Below are 21,282 nucleotides of genomic sequence, written 5' to 3'. Positions count from 1 at the left end.
GTAAACCAGCCGATGTCCCAGCCGATTCGCCTCAAGGACCACGAGAAAGACGCGCGCACCGTGCGCAGCCGCGTCGTGGTCGGTGCGGCGGCGATCCTGGTGCTGATCTGCGTGCTGATCGCGCGCCTGTATTTCCTCCAGGTGATCCAGTACGAATATCACTCCACGCTTTCGGAGAACAATCGGGTGCACGTGCAGCCGATACCCCCCACGCGTGGGCTGATCTTCGACCGCAACGGCGTGGTCGTGGCCGACAACCGCCCCAGCTTCAGCCTGAGCATGACCCGCGAACGCTCCGGTGACTGGCGTCAGGTGCTCGATACCATCGTCGAGGTGCTGGAGCTCAGCGATGAAGACCGCCAACTGTTCGAGCGTCGCATGAAGCAGGGACGTCGACCGTTCGAGCCGGTACCGATCCTGTTCGAGCTCAACGAAGAGCAGATCGCCCGGGTCGCAGTGAACCAGTTTCGCCTGCCGGGAGTGGAAGTGGTCGCGCAGTTGGTGCGGCACTACCCGCAGGGGGCGCATTTCGCGCACTCGGTGGGCTATGTCGGGCGCATCAACGAGAAGGAACTCAAAACCCTGGATCCGGTGGACTACAGCGGCACGCACCATATCGGCAAGACCGGCATCGAACGTTTCTACGAGCCTGAACTGCACGGCACGGTGGGCTACGAGGAAGTCGAGACCAATGCACGCGGCCGTGTGCTGCGGGTGCTCAAGCGCACCGATCCGAAACCGGGCAAGGACATCGTCCTGAGCCTGGACATCAAGCTGCAGGAAGCTGCCGAAGAAGCGCTGGGCGGCCGCCGCGGCGCGATCGTGGCCATGGACCCGCGCACCGGAGAGGTGCTGGCGATGGTCAGCCAGCCCAGCTTCGATCCCAACCTGTTCGTCACCGGCATCGGTTTCCAGGCCTATGCCGACCTGCGCGATTCCATCGACCGACCGCTGTTCAACCGCGTGTTGCGCGGCCTGTATCCACCCGGTTCGACGATCAAGCCTGCAGTGGCGATCGCCGGGCTGGATTCAGGCGTGATCAATGCCGGATCGCGGGTGTTCGACCCAGGCTTTTATCAGCTACCCAACTATGACCACAAATACCGCAACTGGAACCGCACCGGCGATGGCTGGGTAGACCTGGACACCGCCATCATGCGTTCCAACGACACCTATTTCTACGACCTGGCGCACAAGCTGGGCATCGACAAGCTGGACAACTACATGGGCCAGTTCGGCATCGGCCAGAAAGTCTCGCTGGACATGTTCGAAGAGTCGCCGGGCCTGATGCCCTCGCGCGAATGGAAGCGCAAGACCCGCCGGCAAGCCTGGTTCCCCGGCGAAACGCTCATCCTGGGCATTGGCCAGGGCTACATGCAAGCCACGCCGCTGCAACTGGCCCAGGCCACTGCCCTGGTTGCCAACAAGGGCAAGTGGAACCGCCCGCGGCTGGCGCGCACCATCGAAGGCGTGCCGCCGGTGGACGAGAACCCGGTGCCCGATATCGTGCTGCGCAATCCGTCCGACTGGGCCAAGGTCACCCACGGCATGGAGCAGGTCATGCAGGGTGCCCGCGGTACCGCGCGCAAGGCTGCCATCGGCGCCAAGTATCGAATCGCCGGCAAGTCCGGTACGGCCCAGGTCGTCGCCATTCGCCAAGGCGAGAAGTACGACCGCAGCAAGGTCCAGGAGCGCCACCGCGACCATGCCCTGTTCGTCGGCTTCGCGCCCGCGGACAACCCGCGCATCGTGGTCTCGGTCATGGTCGAGAACGGCGAGTCCGGCTCGGGCGTGGCGGCGCCGGTGGTGCGCCAGATCATGGACGCCTGGCTGCTCGGCCCCGACGGCCAGTTGAAACCCGAATACGCCAGCGCCACGGGCGCGGAGATCACCGCCCTTGAAGAGTAATTTCGACCGCATCCTCTCCAGCGAGGATGTGATGCGTCGCCGCGCGACATTCCTGCAGCGCATCCACATCGACGGCCCGCTGCTGATCCTGCTGCTGACCCTGGCGGCAGGCAGCCTGTTCGTGCTGTATTCGGCCAGCGGCAAGAACTGGGACCTGCTGATCAAGCAGGCCACGTCCTTCGGCCTGGGCCTGGTGTCGATGTTCATCATCGCCCAGCTGGAACCGCGTTTCATGGCGCGCTGGGTGCCCCTGGCCTATGTGACCGGGGTGATACTGCTGGTGGTGGTGGACGTGATGGGCCACAACGCCATGGGCGCCACGCGCTGGATCAACATTCCCGGGGTCATCCGCTTCCAGCCCTCGGAGTTCATGAAGATCATCATGCCAGCCACCATCGCCTGGTACCTGGCCAAGCGGACCCTGCCGCCGACCCTCAAGCACGTGGCGCTGAGCCTGGCCCTGATCGGCATTCCCTTTGCGCTGATCGTGCGCCAGCCAGACCTGGGTACATCACTGCTGATCCTGGCTTCCGGCTCCTTCGTGTTGTTCATGGCCGGGCTGCGCTGGCGCTGGATCGCCAGCGTGCTGGCGGCGGCGGTACCGGTGGCGGTCGGCATGTGGTTCTTCATCATGCACGACTACCAGAAGCAGCGAATCCTGACCTTTCTCGACCCGGAGAGCGATCCGCTGGGCACCGGCTGGAACATCATCCAGTCCAAGGCGGCCATCGGTTCAGGTGGCGTGTTCGGCAAGGGCTGGCTGCTGGGCACCCAGTCGCACCTGGATTTTCTCCCCGAAAGCCACACCGACTTCATCATCGCAGTGCTCGGCGAGGAGTTCGGCCTGGTCGGTATCTGCGCGCTGCTGTTGATCTATCTGTTGTTGATCGGCCGTGGGCTGGTGATCACCGCGCAGGCCCAGACCCTGTACGGAAAGTTGCTTGCTGGCAGCTTGACCATGACTTTTTTTGTTTACGTTTTCGTCAATATCGGTATGGTCAGTGGCCTGCTGCCGGTGGTGGGGGTGCCGTTGCCTTTCATTAGCTACGGCGGAACTTCGCTGGTGACCCTGCTGTCAGCGTTTGGCGTTTTGATGTCGATCCACACCCATCGCAAGTGGATCGCACAGGTTTGAATAAGGTGAGCAATTGCATGCAAGTAATGCGTAGCTGGGCAGCTCGGAACGTTCCCTGGATCGGCCTGATGGGCCTGTTGGGGTCGGCACAGCAAGCCAGCGCTGGCGACTACGGTGGCTCACCGCAGGTGACCCAGTTCATTGGTGAAATGACCCGCGACTACGGCTTCGCCAGCGAGCAGTTGAACGAAGTGTTCAGGGAAGTGGAGCGCAAACAGTCGATTCTGGACGCGATCTCGCGTCCCGCCGAGCGGGTCAAACCGTGGAGTGAGTATCGGCCGATGTTCATCACCGATGCACGCATTGCCCGCGGCGTGGATTTCTGGCGCCAGCACGAAGCGGTGCTGGCCCGTGCGGAACGCGAATACGGCGTTCCGGCGCAGGTCATCGTCGCGATCATCGGTGTCGAAACCTTCTTCGGTCGCAACACCGGCAATTTTCGGGTGATCGACGCGCTTTCCACCCTGGGCTTCGATTACCCGCCACGCGCGCCATTCTTCCGCAAGGAGCTGCGCGAGTTTCTCCTGCTGGCACGCGACGAGCAACTCGATCCGCTGACCCTCAAGGGTTCGTACGCCGGCGCCATGGGCCTGCCGCAGTTCATGCCCAGCAGCTTTCGCGCCTACGCGGTGGATTTCGACGGCGACGGTCACATCAATATCTGGACCAACCCCGACGACGCCATCGGCAGTGTTGCCAGCTATTTCAAGGAGCATGGCTGGGTGGCCGGTCAACCGGTGGTCAGCCGTGCCAGCGTTTCCGGGCCGCAGGTCGACGACGGCTTGAGCCCGGGCATCGACCCGGTCAAGAATGTCGCGCAGTTGCGGGCGCTGGGCTGGTCGAGTCATGATGCGCTACGCGATGACGTGCCGGTGACCGCCTTTCGCCTGCAGGGCGCCGAGGGCCCGGAATATTGGCTGGGCCTGAAGAATTTCTATGCAATCACTCGCTACAACCGCAGTGTGATGTACGCCATGGCTGTGCACCAACTGTCGGAATCGCTGGTTCAAGCACGGGGCGTCAAGTAATGCGGGCAATGCCGATACATACATCCTCCGCCATCGCGGCCTGCGCGGCCCTGGGCCTGCTGCTCGCCAGCTGCTCTTCGACGCCGCCGCCGTCGCGTACCGTGAAATCGTCCGGCCCGACCGTCAAGGCCATGCCCGGCCTGAACATCAACCGGGCGCACAAGGACGGCGCGCCGTGGTGGGACGTCGACGTGTCGAAGATTCCCGATGCCGTGCCAACCCTGCACACCGGACCGTACAAGGCCAACCCCTATACGGTATTGGGCAAGACCTATTTCCCGATTGCCGAATCGCGTCAGTATCTGGCGACCGGCACGGCGTCGTGGTACGGCACCAAATTCCATGGTCAGAACACCGCCAACGGCGAGGTCTACGATCTGTATGGCATGAGCGCGGCGCACAAGACGCTGCCGCTGCCCAGCTATGTACGCGTGACCAACCTGGACAACAGCCGCAGCGTGGTCCTGCGGGTCAATGACCGCGGACCATTCTATTCCGACCGCATCATCGACCTGTCCTACGCTGCGGCGAAGAAACTGGGCTACGCCGAAACGGGTACGGCGCGGGTGCGTGTCGAAGGTATCGACCCGCAGGAGTGGTGGGCACAACGCGGCCGTCCGGCGCCACTGGTGCTCAACCAGGGACCGGTGGTGGCGCAGGCCCGGCCCAACATCACGCCGTCGGCCGGTACGGTCGAGCAATACACGCCACCGCCGCAGCAACACGCGGTCGCCACGCTGCCGGTGCAGATGGACGCAAAAAAAAACGGTTCTGCACAAGCGTCTGGCCTGTATCTCCAGGTGGGAGCGTTCGCCAACCCCGACGCTGCGGAACTGCTGCGTTCCAAGCTGAGCTCGATGGTCAGCGCGCCGGCCTTCACCAGCCAGATCGCGGTCAACCAGCAGACGTTCTATCGGGTACGCCTGGGACCGATCAATTCCCAGGGTGAAGCCCAGCAGATACAGGACAACGTGCGCATGGCCAATCTTGGCGTGCCCAAGTTGGTGACACTGGATTGAACCGCGCCGCCTGCGGGCGGCGCTGCAATGAGCGCCCGGCAACGGGCGTGCTACACCGGGCCGCCGCCCACAACAAGACTGCCCGCAAGGGCATGTGCCCATCAGCAATTTCGAGAGACGGATGAACATCACCACACTTGCCAAACGCCTGTGCCTGCTTGTACCGCTGATCATCGCCCCTGCCGCTTGGGCGGCAGATCAGATGATGCCAGCGCCGCCGCAACTGGCTGCCAAATCCTACGTGCTGATGGAAGCTTCCAGCGGTAACGTGCTGGTTGAAAACAACGGCGACCAGCGTCTGCCGCCAGCCAGCCTGACCAAACTGATGACCGCGTACATCGCGACCCTGGAAATCCGTCGCGGCCAGATCGGCGAGAACGACCCGGTCACCGTCAGCGAAAACGCCTGGCGCACCGGCGGCTCGCGGATGTTCATCAAGGTCGGCACCCAGGTGTCGGTCAGCGACCTGCTGCACGGCATCATCATCCAGTCGGGCAACGACGCCTCGGTGGCGCTCGCCGAGCACATCGCCGGCAGCGAAGACGCCTTCGCCGACATGATGAACACCACGGCTGGCAAGCTGGGCATGACCAACAGCCACTTCATGAACCCGACCGGCCTGCCGAACCCCGAGCATTACTCCACTGCGCACGACATGGCAGTACTGGCCCGGGCGATTATTCACGAAGACCCGGCTCACTATGCGATCTACTCGCAGAAGGAATTCTTCTGGAACAACATCAAGCAGCCCAACCGCAACTTGCTGCTGTGGCGCGACAAGACCGTCGACGGCCTGAAGACCGGCCATACCGAAGAAGCCGGCTACTGCATGGTGTCCTCGGCCGTACGTGACGGCATGCGCCTGATCGCCGTGGTCTTCGGCACCAACAGCGAGCAGGCCCGCGCTGCCGAAACCCAGAAGCTGCTGACCTACGGCTTCCGCTTCTATGAAACCCAGACCTTCTACCAGAAGGGCACCGAGTTGGCCAAGGCACCGGTGTGGAAGGGCGACATCCGCGAAATCAAGGCCGGCCTGGCCGAAGACCTGACCATGACCCTGCCCAAGGGCCAGTTGAAGAACCTGGCGGCGAGCATGACCATGAACCCACAGCTGACCGCGCCTATCGCCAAGGGCGACGTGATCGGCAAGGTCGAAGTGAAGAACGGTGACAAGATCGTTCAGACCACCGACCTGATTGCGCTGGACGATGTGCAGGAAGGTGGTATTTTCCGCCGCGTATGGGATAGCGTTCGTCTATTCTTCTACGGCTTGTTCAACTGATATCGCGACCGCGCGCCCTCGCCTTTGCAACAGGCGGGGGCGTTGTCGTTTTCACGGTTTACCCGAGGCCGTCATCGCCATGACCGATACCGAAGTAAAAGAGCCGAAAATCGAATTTCCCTGCGCCGACTACCCGATCAAGATCATCGGCGATACCGGTGTTGGCTTTCGCGACACGGTGGTGCAGATCGTCGAAAAGCACGCAGCCGTCAATCACGACAAGAATGCCGAGCGCCAGAGCAGCAACGGCAACTACACCACGTTGCAGCTGCATATCCTGGCCACCGGCCAGGAGCAGCTCTACAACATCAACAGTGAGCTGCGCGCCACCGGCATCGTCAAAATGGTGCTGTGATGCCGCAATGCCTGGGGTTTCGCGAACTCGGCCTGTTGCCTTACGAGCCGGTATGGCACGCAATGCAGCGGTTCACCGACCAGCGCGACGCCGAGGCTGCCGATGAAGTCTGGCTGGTCCAGCACCCGGCCGTCTTTACCCAGGGCCAGGCGGGCAAGGCCGAGCATCTGCTGGTGCCCGGCGAGATCCCGGTGGTGCAGGTCGACCGTGGCGGCCAGGTGACCTACCATGGCCCCGGGCAATTGGTGGTGTACCTGTTGCTGGATGTGCGCCGGCTGGGTTACGGGGTGCGAGAACTGGTCACCCGCATGGAGCACACCCTGATCGATCTGCTGGCCTCCTACGGCGTGCAGGCCGCCGCCCGTGCGGATGCGCCCGGGGTTTACGTGGGCGGAGCGAAGATCGCCTCGCTGGGCTTGCGCATCCGCCGCGGTTGCTCGTTCCATGGCCTGGCCTTGAACGTCGACATGGACCTCGCGCCGTTCCGGCGGATAAATCCATGTGGATATGCCGGCCTGCCGATGACGCAGATGTGCGATCATGTCGCACCCCTTGAATTTGCCGAGGTCAGTGCGAGGCTGCGAGCGCAGCTGGTCAAGCACCTCGACTATGTTGAGCAGACGACCCTTACGGGCGGAATCGACTGATATGACTACCGCGACAGAAGCTGTGCAAACGCTGATCCCCCTGCAGAACCTCGCCGAGGGTGCGCCCAAGGCCAATGCGCCACGGCCCAGGGTCGAGGCGGGCGTCAAGCTGCGCGGTGCCGAAAAGGTCGCGCGCATCCCGGTAAAGATCATCCCCACCGAAGAGCTGCCGAAAAAGCCCGACTGGATCCGCGTACGCATCCCGGTGTCTCCCGAGGTCGACCGCATCAAGCAACTGCTGCGCAAGCACAAGCTGCACAGTGTCTGCGAAGAGGCGTCCTGCCCCAACCTGGGTGAATGCTTCTCCGGCGGTACCGCAACCTTCATGATCATGGGTGACATCTGCACTCGCCGATGCCCGTTCTGCGACGTCGGCCACGGTCGCCCCAAGGCGCTGGATGCCGACGAGCCGATGAACCTGGCCGTGGCCATCGCCGACCTGCGCCTCAAGTACGTGGTGATCACCTCGGTGGACCGCGACGACCTGCGTGACGGTGGTGCCCAGCACTTCGCCGACTGCCTGCGCGAAATCCGCAAGCTGTCGCCGGGTGTGCAGCTGGAAACCCTGGTGCCCGACTACCGCGGACGCATGGACGTGGCCCTGGCCATCACCGCGCAGGAGCCGCCGGATGTGTTCAACCACAACCTGGAAACCGTCCCGCGCCTGTACAAGGCCGCGCGTCCCGGTTCGGACTACCAGTGGTCGCTGACCTTGCTGCAGAAGTTCAAGGAACTGGTTCCCCACGTGCCGACCAAGTCGGGCCTGATGCTGGGTCTGGGCGAGACCGACGAGGAAGTGATCGAGGTCATGCAGCGCATGCGCGAGCACAACATCGACATGCTGACCCTGGGCCAGTACCTGCAACCTTCGCGCAGTCACCTGCCAGTACAGCGCTTCGTGCATCCGGACATCTTTGCCTGGTTCGCCGAAGAGGGCCACAAGATGGGCTTCAAGAACGTCGCCTCCGGGCCGTTGGTGCGTTCCTCGTACCACGCCGATCAGCAGGCGCACGAAGCCAAGATCAAGCTCTGATCGAACCGAACACGCCCGCTTGCCCTACGGGCGGCGCGGGCGCTGCCCGCGAAGTGCGCATACGCGCCGCATAAGCCGAGGGTAGGGGTTGTCACTCCTTCCTCCCGGGATCGAGAGTTTCAACCATGCGATTACCTCCACGCCTGCCCGACCACGGCACGATCGCCTTGATCGCGCCAGCCGGTCCCATCGAGTTGGACGCCGAGGCCGCCAGCGACTGGTTCCGCGAGCGCGGCTACACGTTGCGCATCTACCCTGGTGTCGCGCTCGCCCAGGGTTACCTGGCCGGCAGCGATCAGGCCCGCCTGCAAGACCTCCACGACGCTTTCGCCGACCCTGAGGTAGACGCCATCCTGTGTCTGCGCGGCGGCTACGGCACGCCCCGTCTGCTGGACAAGATCGACTTCGCGTTGCTGGGGCGACACCCCAAGCCTTTCGTGGGCTACAGCGATATCACCGCGCTGCATCTGGCCATCGCCCGCCATGCAGGGTTCGTGACCTTCCATGGGCCGCTGTTCAAGGCCGATCTGTTGACACAGAAGCGGGCGCCCACCGAGTCGTCGCTATGGCAGGCGCTGCGCGGTGAGATTGGTGCCGGGGACAGGCTGCGTCATCCGCCCGAGTGGCCGTTGACCACGGTAGTGCCGGGGCAGGCTCAGGGTCGCTTGATGGGCGGTAACCTGGCGATGATCAGTGCCACGCTCGGCACGCCATACGAGATTTTCGGCGATGGCATCGTGTTGTTCATCGAAGACGTCAACGAGCCCCTGTACCGCGTGGACCGCTTTCTGACTCACCTGCGTCTGGCAGGCAAACTGAAGGGCGTGCAGGGCGTGATCGTGGGCGACTTCGCCGGAATCGCCGTCGAGCAGATGACCCCGTTGCTGCTCGAGACATTCCAGGCTGAGGGCATCCCGGTATTGGCCGGCTGGCGCAGTGGCCACTGCGATCCAAACCTGACGCTGCCACTGGGCGTTCTGGTCAGGCTCGATGCCACTGCACAGCAGGTCTGGCTGGAGCAGGATGTAGTGGCCTAGGCGAAACCTGGGCCACTCCTGAAGGTCAACGCGCTCACTGTTGCGTACGCAGTGCCTCGAGCAGCTTGTGCGTCGGATACCCGTCGGCTGGCCAGCCCATGGCTTGCTGGGCGCTGCGGATGGCCTTGCGGGTGTTGGCGCCGATGATGCCGTCAGGAGCGCCGGCATCGTAATTGCGTGCGCTCAACAGGCTCTGCAATTCGATGCGCTCGGTGCGCGTGAGCGGCATGTCATCCTTGGGCCAGGTGCCTTGAATGTAGCCCGATCCTTGCAGGCGCTGCGCCAAGAGGCTGACACCCAACGCGTAGGACGAAGAATTGTTGTATTTGAGGATCGCGCGGAAATTGTCGAAGACCAGGAAGGCCGGGCCCCGGTAGCCCGCCGGCAGGAGCAGCGCTGCAGCGGCGTTTTCGCTGCCCGCCGGGACGGCGCCGCCTGGCATCGCCGCAACGCCCAGGCGCTGCCATTCGCTGACTGGCTTGCGGCTGTTGCCGTCGGCCAGGGCGTAGTCGAAGCCCTCGGGCAGACGCACTTCAAGCCCCCACGTCTGACCGCTCTGCCAGCCCGAACTCTGCAGGTAGTGGGCGGTGGAGGCGAGGGCATCGGCGGCGCTGTTCCAGATATCGCGCCGGCCATCACCGTCGAAGTCCACGGCGTGGGAATTGTAGGTGGTGGGAATGAACTGGGTCTGGCCCATGGCACCGGCCCACGAGCCCAGCATGCGGTCAGGCTGGATGTCGCCGTTCTGCAGAATCTGCAACGCGGCCAGCAGTTGGCTTTGTGCGAATTCAGGGCGACGGCCTTCGTAGGCCAGGGTCGCCAGGGAGCGGATCACCGATTTGTCGCCCTGGATCTGGCCGAAGCTGCTTTCCATGCCCCACACGGCCACCAGTACCTGGCGCTCGACGCCGTAGCGTTGTTCGATGCTCGCCAGCACGTCGGCGTACTGCTCGAGCATGGCCTGGCCACGTCGCACGCGGGTCGGGGAGATCGCCCCGTCGAGGTATTCCCATACCGGACGGCTGAATTCGGGCTGGCTGCGGTCAGCCTTGATCACGCTCATGTCGGGGGTGACGCCCTGGAAGGCGCGGTCGAACAGCTGCGCGTCGACGCCGCTGCGCAAGGCTTGCTGACGAAAGCCCTGCTGCCATTCGGCGAATGTCTGGGTGGGCAGTACCGGGGTGTCCACGCTGCTTGGCGCGGGCGCCATGGGCACCGGCAACGCTGGCTGGACGATGGGGGCAGGCAGGGTATCGGCGACGGTGGGTTTTTCCGCGCAGGCAACCAGCAAGGCCAGGCAGGTAGTCACGGCGAACTGGCGCATGGGCCAGCCTGAGGTACGACGAGAAGACATTCACAAGTCCAGGGCTTTCGGGGCAGAGGCAAACCTTAACATGCCAGCCGAACCTGTAGCATCGGTTTAGCCTTGTCAGCGGTCACCCTGACAGACCGCAGCGCTCCTTTCGCGGCCACGGACCGCTCCCACAGACACACTGCAGGTCACCTGTAGGAGCGGGCTCTGCCCGCGAAGAGGGCACCGCGGTGTGTCAGATGTACCGCAGCGCTCCTTTCGCGGCCACGGACCGCTCCTACAGACACACTGCAGGTCACCTGTGGGAGCGGGCTCTGCCCGCGAAGAGGGCACCGCGGTATGCCAGATGTACCGCAGTGCAGCTTTCGCGGCCACGGACCGCTCCTACAGACACACAGCAGGTCACCTGTGGGAGCGGGCTCTGCCCGCGAAGAGGACGACGCTATTCTGCGGGCAGGCTCAGCCTTTGGCCGGCCATCAACAGCGATAGACGCGACAGGCCTGTCCATACCGATCCAGGTGCCTGGCCCTTGATCTGCGCGTCGATGCGTTGCGCATCCTGCAGCAGCTGTGCCCAGCGCAGCGCCGAATGCCGCTGCAGGGCCTTGCTCATCAATGGCTTGCGCTTGTCCCAGACAGGCGGACGGGCCTGGCTGAAGGCTTTGTCCAATGGCACGCCCTGGCTGTACTGCTGCGACAGGTTGGCCAACAGGCGCAGCTCGCGGGCCAGCGCCCAGAGAATGACCGGCGGCTCGACACCCTCGCCGCGCAGCCCTTCGAGCATGCGCAGGGCATGTTCAGCCTGGCCGTTGAGGATCGCGTCGATCAGCCCGAACACGTCGAATCGGGCGCTGTCGGCAACCGCCGATTGCACCGTCTCCAGGGTCACCTGATTACCCTCGGCGAGCAGCTTGAGCTTCTCGATTTCCTGCGCTGCCGCCAACAGGTTGCCTTCCACCCGAGCGGCGATCAGCTCGACCGCGTCCGGTTGCGCAGCCAGCCCGGCCTGGGCCAGGCGCTGGCGGATCCATTGCGGCAATTGTTGCGCATCGACCGGCCAGATCTGCACGAACTGGGTCTGCGCGCCCTCGACCAGCGCCTTGCCCCATTTGGTTTTCTGCGCACTGCCGTCCAGTTTGGGCAGGCTGATCAACAGCACGGTATCTTCGGCAGGCCGCGAGCAATACTCGATCAGCGCTGCAGCGCCCTTGTCGCCCGGCTTGCCCGAAGGCAGGCGCAGTTCCAGCAGGCGTCGCTCGGCGAACAGCGAGAGGCTGGCGCCGGCCTGCAGCAGCGTGCCCCAATCGAAATTGTTGTCGGCGCTGAACACCTGGCGCTCGTCGAAGCCTTGCTGGCGCGCCGCCGCGCGAATGGCGTCGGCCGCTTCCTGGCAGAGCAGCGGATCGTCGCCACTCACCACGTAGACGGGCGCAAGCGGTCCTTGCAGGTGCTTGCCGAGTTGGGCGGGGCTGATCTTCATGGACGCATCGACAGGGTTGCAATCTTCACGGGGGCAATGACAGCGAAAAGGGCGCCTGAGCGCCCTTGTCTGCCTTACTGGTTGGGAATCTGGATCGGCGACTGCTGTGGCGTCGAATCCATCACGCGCTGAGCTTCGGCAGCGGCGTCGGCTTCCGCCTTGGCGCGTGCGTTGGCGTCGACCTGGAGCTTTTCCAGCTGCGCAGGGGTGATCTGCTGCAGGCGCAGCATCATGCGCTGCACCAGCTCGTTGCGCATTTCACGGCGCACCTGGCTCGCCTCTTGATCGGAGCCGGTCAGGTTGTTGCCGTCGTGGACGTAAACCTTCTGCACCTGGATCTTGTCGTTGAGCAGCGTCAGGTTGTTCTGCCCGCGGATCTCGTATTGCAGCGTGTTGCTCAGCTCGTACTCGGACGAGCGCGCCGACCCGCTGTAGCTGGCTGTGCGCTGGTCGCCACGCTCGTCCACCAGGTCCAGGGTGTACGGAGCGCCGCTGGCCACGTTGACGCCACTGCCCTGCAGCGCCTTGCGCAACTGCACCACGGTCTGGCCGTAGGCGTCGCGGGCAGTGAGGTTGAGTTCCTTGATGGCCAGCTGGTTGGTGCCGGTACCCCGGAGCTGGAAACCACAGGCGCTGAGCAGGACAGCCAGGCCCATAACCAGCAGATTGCGTTTGATCATCTTGTTGCTCCCTTGAAACCTTGTTGGCTGTGGCGTGCTTGACGGGCGCCCGATGAAACGGGCGCCGGTCGATCAGCTGGCGACGATGTTGACCAGTTTACCCGGTACGACGATGACCTTGCGGATGGTCAGGCCGTCGGTGAAACGCAGCACGTTCTCGTTGACCCGTGCGGCGGCTTCGATCTCTTCGCGGCTGGCGCTGGCAGGCATGTCGATCTGCCCACGCAGCTTGCCGTTGACCTGGATGACCAGCTGCAGGCTGTCCTGCACCAGCGCCGATTCGTCCAGCGTCGGCCAGCTGGCGTCGATCACGGCGTCGGTGTGGCCCAGTTGCTGCCACAGCTCATGGCTGATGTGCGGAGTGATCGGCGCCAGCAGCAAGGTCACGGCTTCCAGGCCCTCGTGCAGCAAGGCACGGTCCTGGTCGGTGGCCTGCGGCGCTTTCTCCAGCACGTTCATCAGGGTCATCACCTGGGCGATGGCCGTGTTGAACTTGTGGTTCTGGCCCACGTCCTGGCTGGCGTGCTTGATCGCCAGGTGGATGGCGCGGCGAATGGCCTTCTGCTCGTCGTCGAGCGTGGCGACGTCCAGTGGCGCGTGCGAACCTTGGCCAACATGGGCCTGCGCCAGACGCCAGACGCGCTTGAGGAAGCGGTGCGAGCCTTCAACGCCGGAATCGGACCATTCCAGGCTCATGTCGGGTGGCGAGGCGAACATCATGAACAGGCGACAGGTGTCGGCACCGTACTGGTCGATCATCGATTGCGGATCGACGCCGTTGTTCTTCGACTTGGCCATCTTCTCGGTACCGCCGATTTCCACCGGCAGGCCGTCGCTGATGAGCTTGGCCGAGATGATCTTGGCCTTGGCATCGCGGACCAGCTCGACGTCGGCCGGGTTGAACCAGGTCTTGCTGCCGTTGGCCTCGAGACGGTAGTAGGTTTCGGCGATGACCATGCCCTGGGTGAGCAGGTTCTTGAACGGCTCGTTGGAGCTGACCAGGCCTTCATCGCGCATCAGCTTGTGAAAGAAGCGTGCGTACAGCAGGTGCAGGATCGCGTGCTCGATACCGCCGATGTACTGGTCCACGGGCAGCCAGTGATTGGCCGCCGCAGGGTCGACCATGCCGCCTTCATAATGCGGCGATGCGTAGCGGGCGAAGTACCAGGACGATTCCACGAAGGTGTCCATGGTGTCGGTTTCGCGCTTGGCCGGCGCACCGCATTTCGGACAGCTGCACTCGTAGAATTGCGGCATGCGCGCCAGTGGCGAACCGGCACCGTCGGGAACGACGTCTTCGGGCAACACGACCGGCAGTTGATCTTCCGGGACGGGCACGTCGCCGCAGGCGTCGCAGTGCACGATCGGAATCGGGCAGCCCCAGTAGCGCTGGCGGCTGATGCCCCAGTCGCGCAGGCGGAACTGAGTACGCGACTTGCCCAGGTCTTTCTTGATCAAGGCCACTTCGATGGCGTCGAAGGCGCCCTCGAAATCGAGTCCGTCGAATTCGCCGGAGTTGATCAGCGGGCCGTGCTCGTTGTAGGCCGCGACCCAGGGTGCAGGCGTCAGGTCGCCCGCGCTGGTGCGCACCACCGGCTTGATCGGCAGGTCGTACTTCAAGGCGAATTCGAAGTCGCGCTCGTCGTGGGCCGGCACGGCCATGACCGCGCCGTCGCCGTAGTGCATCAGTACGTAGTTGGCGACCCAGACCGGCAGCTTCTCGCCGGTGAGCGGGTGCTCGACGAACAGCGCCGTCGGCATGCCGCGTTTTTCCTGGGTGGCCACGTCGGCCTCGGCCACGCTGCCGCTCTTGCACTCGTCGATGAACGCCTGCAGCGCAGCATCGGAGCGCGCGGCCAGGCTGGCCAGGGGGTGTTCCGCGGCGACGGCCACGTAGGTCGCACCCATCAGCGTGTCGGGACGCGTGGTGAAGACCTTCAGCGTGCCGGCTTCGCCAATGGAGGCCTGGTGGTACGGGAACTGCACTTCCATGCCCTTGGACTTGCCGATCCAGTTGCGCTGCATGGTCTTGACCTGTTCCGGCCAGCCCGGCAGTTCGTCGAGGCTCTCCAGCAGCTCATCGGCGTACGCAGTGATCTTGAAGTAGTACATCGGGATTTCGCGCTTCTCGATCAGCGCGCCCGAACGCCAGCCACGGCCGTCGATGACCTGTTCGTTGGCCAGTACCGTCTGGTCGACCGGGTCCCAGTTCACGGTGCCGTTCTTGCGGTAGATCACGCCTTTTTCGAACAGGCGGGTGAACAGCCACTGCTCCCAGCGATAGTAGTCGGGCTTGCAGGTGGTGACTTCACGCGACCAGTCGATGGCCAGGCCCAGGCTCTTGAGCTGGGTCTTCATGTAGGCGATGTTTTCGTAGGTCCACTTGGCCGGCGCGACGTTGTTCTTCATGGCGGCGTTTTCCGCCGGCATGCCGAACGCATCCCAGCCCATCGGTTGCAGGACGTTCTTGCCCTGCATGCGCTGGTAGCGCGCGATCACGTCGCCGATGGTGTAGTTGCGCACGTGCCCCATGTGCAGTTTGCCGCTGGGGTAGGGGAACATCGACAGGCAGTAGTACGTGTCCTTGCCTGGCTGTTCACTCACTTCAAAAGACTTCTTCGCATCCCAGAAAGACTGGGCGGCGGCTTCGATTTCGCGGGGCTGATAGAGTTCGTGCATGGCTACTTTGCGCTGAGAAATGGGTGACCTTATCCGGCAGCTGCTAAATAGGCTGAGCCTGTTGGCAAGGTACGATGATATTAAACGCCGTAGCATACATGACCCCCGTCTATCGAGGGAAACCTTGATTGCAGCTGCGCGGACCGTGGCAGGCACTTGACGCATTCCGTTGGTCGCTGCAACCGGCTGATTTTCCAGCCGGCGCTAAGCTTATGAAGCAAAGAATGTTTTCTCTCAAGTGAGGTGAGCGAATGCTGGAGCCGCCTATCAAAGTCATGCAGCCCGATGTCTACGAGCGACTCATCGATCGTTTGGGGCTGGCCCTGGATGTGGCCCGCACTGCGGTGCGCCTGCGCGATGAAAAACCTGCGGAACTGGAGTTGCGCGGTTTGAGCCGGGCCGAATACGAACTGATCGATGCCTACCTGCACGCCTGTGGCGAACGCGCCTGCGTCGAGCCCCAGGCCCCGCTCGCGCCTGCGCCCAAGGCGTCGGCGAAAGTGTACTGGTTGCACGAGCACGACCGGCGCCGTTCGCCGATCGGCAAGCACGGCCACGGGTATTCGGGAAAGTCGTGACGGCAGTTGTTCGTCATCGTGGCAACCCTTAGGCTTCGGGCATCTTCTGGAGATGCCCGATGTTTTCACGTTTTGTGCTCAAACAGCTATTGTTGCCTCCCGGCATCTTTCTCGTCCTGTTGCTGGCGAGTTGGTGGCTGCGCCGTCGCTGGCCGCGTCTGGCGGGGGCCTGCTTCGTCATTGGGCTGGGCGGGCTGTGGCTGATGAGCCTGCCGGTGGTGGTGCAGGGTGCGGCCGGCTGGCTGGAAAACCAGCCGGCGCTACCCGTGCAGGATTGGAGCAGCCTGGCGCAGCGTGCCGACGCCATCGTCATTCTCGGTGCCGGTCGCGAGCGCGGCGACCCAGCCTGGGATGGCATCGATCAGCCCACCGGCGTCGCGCTCGAGCGGGTTCGCTATGCAGCGCGGCTGGCCAAGGCATCCGGGCTGCCGGTGCTGACGTCCGGTGGATTGCACTTCGGCTCGCCGCCCAGCGAAGCGTGGATCATGGCGCAGTCGTTGCGCGATGATTTCGGCACTTCCGCGCGCTGGATGGAAGAGCGCAGCCGCACGACCTGGGAGAACGCCCGGTTCAGCGCCGAACTGCTCGCCGAGCATGGCATCAAGCGTGTGGTCGTGGTGACCCAGGCCTGGCACATGCAGCGCTCGCGCTGGAGCTTCGAGCAGAGCGGATTGGAAGTGGTGCCGGCACCGGTGGGGTTCCTGGGCACCGACAATGCACGGCCGCTGGGAGGGTGGCTGCCTGAAAGCAAGGCCATCTGGCAGAACGGCCAGTTGCTCAATGAGGCGGTGGGGTTGGTGGGGTACAAGATGTTTTATCGGTGATCTTGTGGGCCTCTTCGCGGGCAGAGGGCTCGCCGCCCGCCCCGCTCCCACAAAGAACGGGCTACAACACGAACCGGTGGGAGCGGGCTCTGCCCGCGAAGAGGCCAGTACAGGCAACATCAAGCCCTGCTGCCAGCCCTTCTACTTAGCAACGCCCAACCCAGCAGCAATACGCACACCACTGTCATGGGCCACGAGCGCAGCAATAGATAAGGCGTCAAGCCCTGCATTGGAGTCACTTCGCCATACATCACAGCCTCTTCGAACTGCGGCACCTGGGTAGTGATGTTGCCGAACGGATCGATCAGCGCCGTGACCCCATTGTTGGTAGCGCGAATCATCCAGCGGCCGGCCTCCAGTGCGCGCATCTGTGCCATCTGCAGGTGTTGCAGCGGGCCTATAGAGGTGCCGAACCAGGTGTCGTTGCTGATGGTCAGCAGCAGGTCGCTGCGCGCAGCCATGCTCGCCGCCAGCTCCGGGTACACCACTTCGTAGCAGATGAACGGCGCGATCCGATATCCCTTGGCCTGCAGCAGCGGCTGGTCGGCCGGGCCACGGGCGAAGTCGGACATGGGCAGGTCGAAAAATGCGATCAGGCCGCGCAGCAGATCCTGCAAGGGCACGTATTCACCGAAGGGCACCAGCTTCTGCTTGCGATACAAGCCTTCGCCTTCACCCACCACAGTGATGCCGTTATAGAACCGGCGCTGCCCGTCCTCGACCTGGCGAATGGGGACGCCGGTGATCAACGCCGAATGACGGTCGCTGGCAAACCGCCCCATCACGGCCAGATAGCCCTGCGCCGAGTCCATGAGCACCGGCACCGCCGTTTCCGGCCAGACGATGATATCCACCGGCTTGGAGACGAAGGTCTTGTCACGGTACAGCTGCAGTTGATGGTCGACCGCTTCGGGGTTCCATTTGATGCTCTGGGCAATGTTGCCCTGTACGGCGGCAACCGAGAGCGGCTTGCCTGCGGACGTGGTCCACCCGTGCCCCTTGAATGCCAGGCCCAACAGCCAGGGCGCCAGCAGCAGGATCACGCCGGCGGCCAGCAATGGCTTTCGCTCGCGCAGGCGCGACAGATTGCACAACAGCGCTGCAGTGAGGGCCAGGGCAAAGGACACCAGCCACATGCCGCCCACCGGTGCGAGCCCGGCGAGTGGGCCATGCAGTTGGCTGTAGCCGCTGTAGAGCCATGGGAAGCCGGTCAGGAACCAACCGCGGAACGCTTCCTGGCCCAGCCACAGCGCCGCGAAGGCAAGGGCGTCGGCCAATGGCGCATCGGTACGCCGCAACCAGCGCGCCCAGGCCCAGGCGGGCAGGGCGAAGAACAGTGCCACGGCAGCGACGAAGCCAAGCATCAGCAACGCCGCCAATACAACCGACGCGCCGCCATAGGTGTGGATACTGACGTAGATCCAGCTGGTGCCGGCACCGAACAGGCCGAAGCCATAGCACCAGCCACGGCCCAGCGCCTGGCGTGGTTTCAGCTCGCGCAGACCAAGGTAGAACAGGGCCAGCGAAAGCAGGGCCAGCGGCCAGATATCGAATGGGGCCAGGAACAGCGGGGTCAACCCGCCGGCCGCCATGGCCAGCAGGTTACCGGGCCAGCCGGGGCGGGTGATCCAGCGCATTATTTTCCTTAACGAGGAGTCTGGGCAGAAGCCTCAGCGGGCGATTGGCGTGAGGCGCAGCAAATGGATGCGGCGGCTGTCGGCATTGAGAATGCGAAAGCGGTAGGCACCGATCTCGGTCGTCTCGTTGCGCTTGGGCAGATGGCCGAAGGCACTCATCACCAGGCCGCCGACGGTGTCGAACTCGTCGTCCGAAAACTGGCTTTCGAAGAACTCGTTGAAGTTCTCGATCGGCGTCAGCGCCTTGATCAGGAAGTCACCGCTGGGCAGCGGCTTGATGTAGCTGTCTTCCTCGACGTCGTGCTCGTCCTCGATGTCGCCGACGATCTGTTCGAGCACGTCTTCGATGGTCACCAGGCCCGCCACACCGCCGTATTCGTCGATGACGATGGCCATGTGATTGTGGTTGGCACGGAACTCGCGCAGCAGCACGTTCAGGCGCTTGGACTCGGGCACGAAGGTGGCCGGACGCAGCAGGTCCTTGATGTTGAAGTTCGCGTGATCGTTCTGCAGGATCAGCGGCAGCAAGTCCTTGGCCAGCAGCACGCCGATCACGTCGTCGTGATTCTCGCCGACCACCGGGTAGCGCGAGTGCGCAGCGTCGATGACCGCCGGCAGGAATTCCTGCAGCGTCTGGGTAGACTTGATGCTGATCAGCTGCGAGCGCGGGACCATGATGTCGCGCACCTGCAGGTCGGCGACCTGGATGGCGCCTTCCACGATGGTCAATGCTTCGCTGTCCAGGAGCTTGTTCTGGTGCGCTTCGCGCAGCAGTTCCAGCAGTTCCTGGCGGTTCTTGGGCTCATGGGCAAAAGCCTGGGTCAGTTTACCCAACCATGACTTCTGCCCGTTGCTCGATCGATCTTCGCTCATAGCCCTTTACTCGTGATCCTTGCCAATTGCTTTGGTGGGGGTGTCGTCGACGTGTTCGTCGGCGGCATAGGGGTCCGGATGACCCAGTTCTGCAAGCAACTCTCGTTCCAGCGCTTCCATTTCCTCGGCCTCATCGTCGTCGATGTGGTCGTAGCCCAGCAGGTGCAGGCAGCCGTGCATCACCAGATGCGCCCAGTGGGCGTCCAGGGCCTTGCCCTGTTCGGCGGCCTCGCGTTCCACCACCGGCACACAGATGACCAGGTCGCCCAGCAACGGGATGTCGAGCATCTCGTCCGGCACGTCCGCAGGGAATGAAAGCACGTTGGTTGCGTAATCTTTGTGACGATAGGTCAGATTCAGCTCGCGGCCTTCGGTTTCATCAACCAAGCGAATGGTCATTTCCGAATCGGCGCTGCGCTGGCGCAATGCCAGTTCGCACCAGCGGCGGAACGCGGCGTCGCTCGGGCCAGGCGCGGTGCTGGCCCGTTGCAGGTCAAGCTCAAGCATCGCGGCGTTTGTCCCCGGCCTCGTTGACGGCGGCGGGCTGGGCTTCGAAGCGCTCGTAGGCCTCGACGATGCGCTGCACCAGCGGGTGACGGACGACGTCCTTGGGCTTGAAGTGGGTGAAGCTGATGCCCGGTACGTCCTTGAGCACGTCGATGACCTGGCTCAGGCCCGACTTGGTGCCCTTTGGCAGGTCGACCTGGGTGATGTCACCGGTGATCACCGCCGTCGAGCCGAAACCGATCCGGGTCAGGAACATTTTCATCTGTTCCACGGTGGTGTTCTGGCTTTCATCGAGGATGATGAAGCTGTTGTTCAAGGTGCGTCCGCGCATGTAGGCCAGCGGCGCGATCTCGATGACCTGTTTCTCGATCAGCTTGGCGACGTGTTCGAACCCCAGCATTTCGTAGAGCGCATCGTAGAGCGGGCGCAGGTAGGGGTCGATCTTCTGCGCCAGGTCACCGGGCAGAAAGCCAAGCTTTTCGCCCGCTTCCACGGCAGGCCGCACCAGAAGAATGCGTCGGACCTGCTCGCGCTCCAGCGCATCGACGGCGGCGGCCACGGCCAGGTACGTCTTGCCGGTACCTGCAGGGCCGATCCCGAAGTTGATGTCGTTGCTCAGGATTTCCTTGACGTAGCGCTGCTGGTTCAAGCCTCGGGGCTTGATCATGCCCTTGCGGGTACGCAGTGCGACCGGGACTTCGCCGGAAGCCGGATCGTCGAGCTCCTGAACGGCCGACTCCTGCAGAAACAGGTGGACCGTATCGGGGGACAGCTCGGTAGCCTTGGTTTCCCGGTACAGGCGACGCAGCAGGTTTTCCGCCGAGCGCGTGTGTCGGGCGTCGCCGATCAGTTCGAACTGATTGCCACGGTTGCGGATTTCGATTTCCAGGCGCTGTTCGATCAAGCGCAGATGCTCGTCGAATTGCCCGCACAGGTTGGCGAAGCGGCGAGCCTCGAAAGGCTCGAGCAGGAAGCGATGTGGTTCGATAGGTGCGTTCAAGGTCGTATTCGGCCGCCCGACGGCAATTGAAATGAGTCCAAGGATAACCCCTGTCAGGGGCGGGGCGAAAGGGGTGGGCGGCGAATGGCCCTGGCCAGCGCACGACTGGCTCTCGGCGGTGCCCCTTTCGCGGCCACGGACCGCTCCTACAAGGATCGCGGTCACCCTGTAGGAGCGGTCATCGGCCGCGAAGGGTTCGGTGCGTTGAACCTGACGCACCGCGGTGCGGCTTTCGCGGCCACGGACCGCTCCTACGGGGATCGCGGTC

At 63.7% G+C, this 21,282-nt stretch carries 19 protein-coding genes; 11 read left to right on the top strand and 8 right to left on the bottom strand.

What is annotated here, in order from left to right; all coding sequences use genetic code 11:
* The first annotated feature begins 12 nt into the window (after positions 1–12).
* The 9 genes from mrdA to IFT57_RS17605 all read left to right on the top strand — a co-directional run bounded on the left by mrdA (position 13) and on the right by IFT57_RS17605 (position 9,444).
* Positions 13–1,908 (top strand): penicillin-binding protein 2, encoded by a 1,896-nt coding sequence (mrdA, locus tag IFT57_RS17645; protein ID WP_122795465.1) that lies wholly within the window; start codon positions 13–15, stop codon positions 1,906–1,908.
* Between the two features lie 31 nt (positions 1,909–1,939).
* Positions 1,940–3,043 (top strand): rod shape-determining protein RodA, encoded by a 1,104-nt coding sequence (gene rodA / locus IFT57_RS17640; RefSeq protein ID WP_192152234.1) that lies wholly within the window; start codon positions 1,940–1,942, stop codon positions 3,041–3,043.
* Between the two features lie 17 nt (positions 3,044–3,060).
* Positions 3,061–4,071 (top strand): lytic murein transglycosylase B, encoded by a 1,011-nt coding sequence (mltB, locus tag IFT57_RS17635; protein WP_192152192.1) that lies wholly within the window; start codon positions 3,061–3,063, stop codon positions 4,069–4,071.
* Positions 4,071–5,090 carry a septal ring lytic transglycosylase RlpA family protein gene (locus IFT57_RS17630; protein WP_122715018.1) on the top strand — a complete coding sequence of 340 codons (1,020 nt, stop codon included), beginning with the start codon at positions 4,071–4,073 and terminating at the stop codon, positions 5,088–5,090. Before mltB ends, IFT57_RS17630 begins: the two co-directional genes overlap by 1 nt.
* A gap of 121 nt (positions 5,091–5,211) precedes the next feature.
* Positions 5,212–6,372 (top strand): D-alanyl-D-alanine carboxypeptidase family protein, encoded by a 1,161-nt coding sequence (locus IFT57_RS17625; protein ID WP_122475529.1) that lies wholly within the window; start codon positions 5,212–5,214, stop codon positions 6,370–6,372.
* Positions 6,373–6,451: 79 nt separating this feature from the next.
* Positions 6,452–6,727, top strand: a complete 276-nt coding sequence (locus IFT57_RS17620) for a DUF493 domain-containing protein (RefSeq protein WP_122475527.1) — start codon at positions 6,452–6,454, stop codon at positions 6,725–6,727.
* Positions 6,727–7,374 carry a lipoyl(octanoyl) transferase LipB gene (gene lipB, locus IFT57_RS17615; protein ID WP_192152191.1) on the top strand — a complete coding sequence of 216 codons (648 nt, stop codon included), beginning with the start codon at positions 6,727–6,729 and terminating at the stop codon, positions 7,372–7,374. Before IFT57_RS17620 ends, lipB begins: the two co-directional genes overlap by 1 nt.
* A gap of 1 nt (position 7,375) precedes the next feature.
* Entirely contained in the window at positions 7,376–8,407 is a 1,032-nt protein-coding gene (gene lipA / locus IFT57_RS17610; RefSeq protein WP_122475523.1) for a lipoyl synthase, read from the top strand.
* 125 nt (positions 8,408–8,532) lie between these two features.
* Positions 8,533–9,444, top strand: a complete 912-nt coding sequence (locus IFT57_RS17605) for a S66 peptidase family protein (RefSeq protein WP_192152190.1) — start codon at positions 8,533–8,535, stop codon at positions 9,442–9,444.
* Between the two features lie 34 nt (positions 9,445–9,478).
* Here IFT57_RS17605 and IFT57_RS17600 read toward each other — a convergent pair whose 3' ends face one another.
* The 4 genes from IFT57_RS17600 to leuS form a co-directional block, all read right to left on the bottom strand.
* Positions 9,479–10,798 (bottom strand): lytic murein transglycosylase, encoded by a 1,320-nt coding sequence (locus IFT57_RS17600; RefSeq protein WP_192152189.1) that lies wholly within the window; start codon positions 10,796–10,798, stop codon positions 9,479–9,481.
* 400 nt (positions 10,799–11,198) lie between these two features.
* Complete coding sequence (gene holA / locus IFT57_RS17595) at positions 11,199–12,236, bottom strand: DNA polymerase III subunit delta (RefSeq protein WP_192152188.1); 1,038 nt, start codon at positions 12,234–12,236, stop codon at positions 11,199–11,201.
* Between the two features lie 74 nt (positions 12,237–12,310).
* On the bottom strand, positions 12,311–12,916 hold the full coding sequence (locus IFT57_RS17590; protein WP_122800624.1) for an LPS-assembly lipoprotein LptE: 606 nt from the start codon (positions 12,914–12,916) through the stop codon (positions 12,311–12,313).
* Between the two features lie 72 nt (positions 12,917–12,988).
* A complete protein-coding gene (leuS, locus tag IFT57_RS17585; protein ID WP_192152187.1) occupies positions 12,989–15,595 on the bottom strand; it encodes a leucine--tRNA ligase in 2,607 nt (868 codons plus the stop codon).
* Positions 15,596–15,846: 251 nt separating this feature from the next.
* On the opposite strand from leuS, the gene IFT57_RS17580 reads away from it, so the two are divergent.
* On the top strand, positions 15,847–16,173 hold the full coding sequence (locus tag IFT57_RS17580) for a hypothetical protein (protein ID WP_192152186.1): 327 nt from the start codon (positions 15,847–15,849) through the stop codon (positions 16,171–16,173).
* Positions 16,174–16,232: 59 nt separating this feature from the next.
* Positions 16,233–16,997, top strand: coding sequence for a YdcF family protein (locus IFT57_RS17575; protein WP_192152185.1), 765 nt, complete (start codon positions 16,233–16,235; stop codon positions 16,995–16,997).
* Positions 16,998–17,116: 119 nt separating this feature from the next.
* Here IFT57_RS17575 and lnt read toward each other — a convergent pair whose 3' ends face one another.
* From lnt to IFT57_RS17555, 4 genes are read right to left on the bottom strand one after another with little or no spacing between them, the layout of a single operon-like run.
* Positions 17,117–18,634: an apolipoprotein N-acyltransferase gene (gene lnt / locus IFT57_RS17570; protein ID WP_192152184.1), complete on the bottom strand. Its 1,518-nt coding sequence runs from the start codon at positions 18,632–18,634 to the stop codon at positions 17,117–17,119.
* A 33-nt stretch (positions 18,635–18,667) separates the two neighbouring features.
* Positions 18,668–19,507, bottom strand: coding sequence for an HlyC/CorC family transporter (locus tag IFT57_RS17565; protein WP_122475507.1), 840 nt, complete (start codon positions 19,505–19,507; stop codon positions 18,668–18,670).
* Positions 19,508–19,513: 6 nt separating this feature from the next.
* Positions 19,514–20,014, bottom strand: a complete 501-nt coding sequence (gene ybeY, locus IFT57_RS17560; protein WP_122795455.1) for an rRNA maturation RNase YbeY — start codon at positions 20,012–20,014, stop codon at positions 19,514–19,516.
* Positions 20,007–21,014, bottom strand: coding sequence for a PhoH family protein (locus IFT57_RS17555; RefSeq protein WP_192152183.1), 1,008 nt, complete (start codon positions 21,012–21,014; stop codon positions 20,007–20,009). The genes ybeY and IFT57_RS17555 overlap by 8 nt, the downstream gene beginning before the upstream one ends.
* Between the last annotated feature and the right edge of the window lie 268 nt (positions 21,015–21,282).

This window comes from Pseudomonas sp. CFBP 13719 (genome assembly GCF_014842095.1).
Classification (GTDB): Bacteria; Pseudomonadota; Gammaproteobacteria; order Pseudomonadales; family Pseudomonadaceae; genus Aquipseudomonas.
Note: the sequence above shows the minus strand (reverse complement) of the source record. Positions and strands in the feature narration are given on the sequence as shown.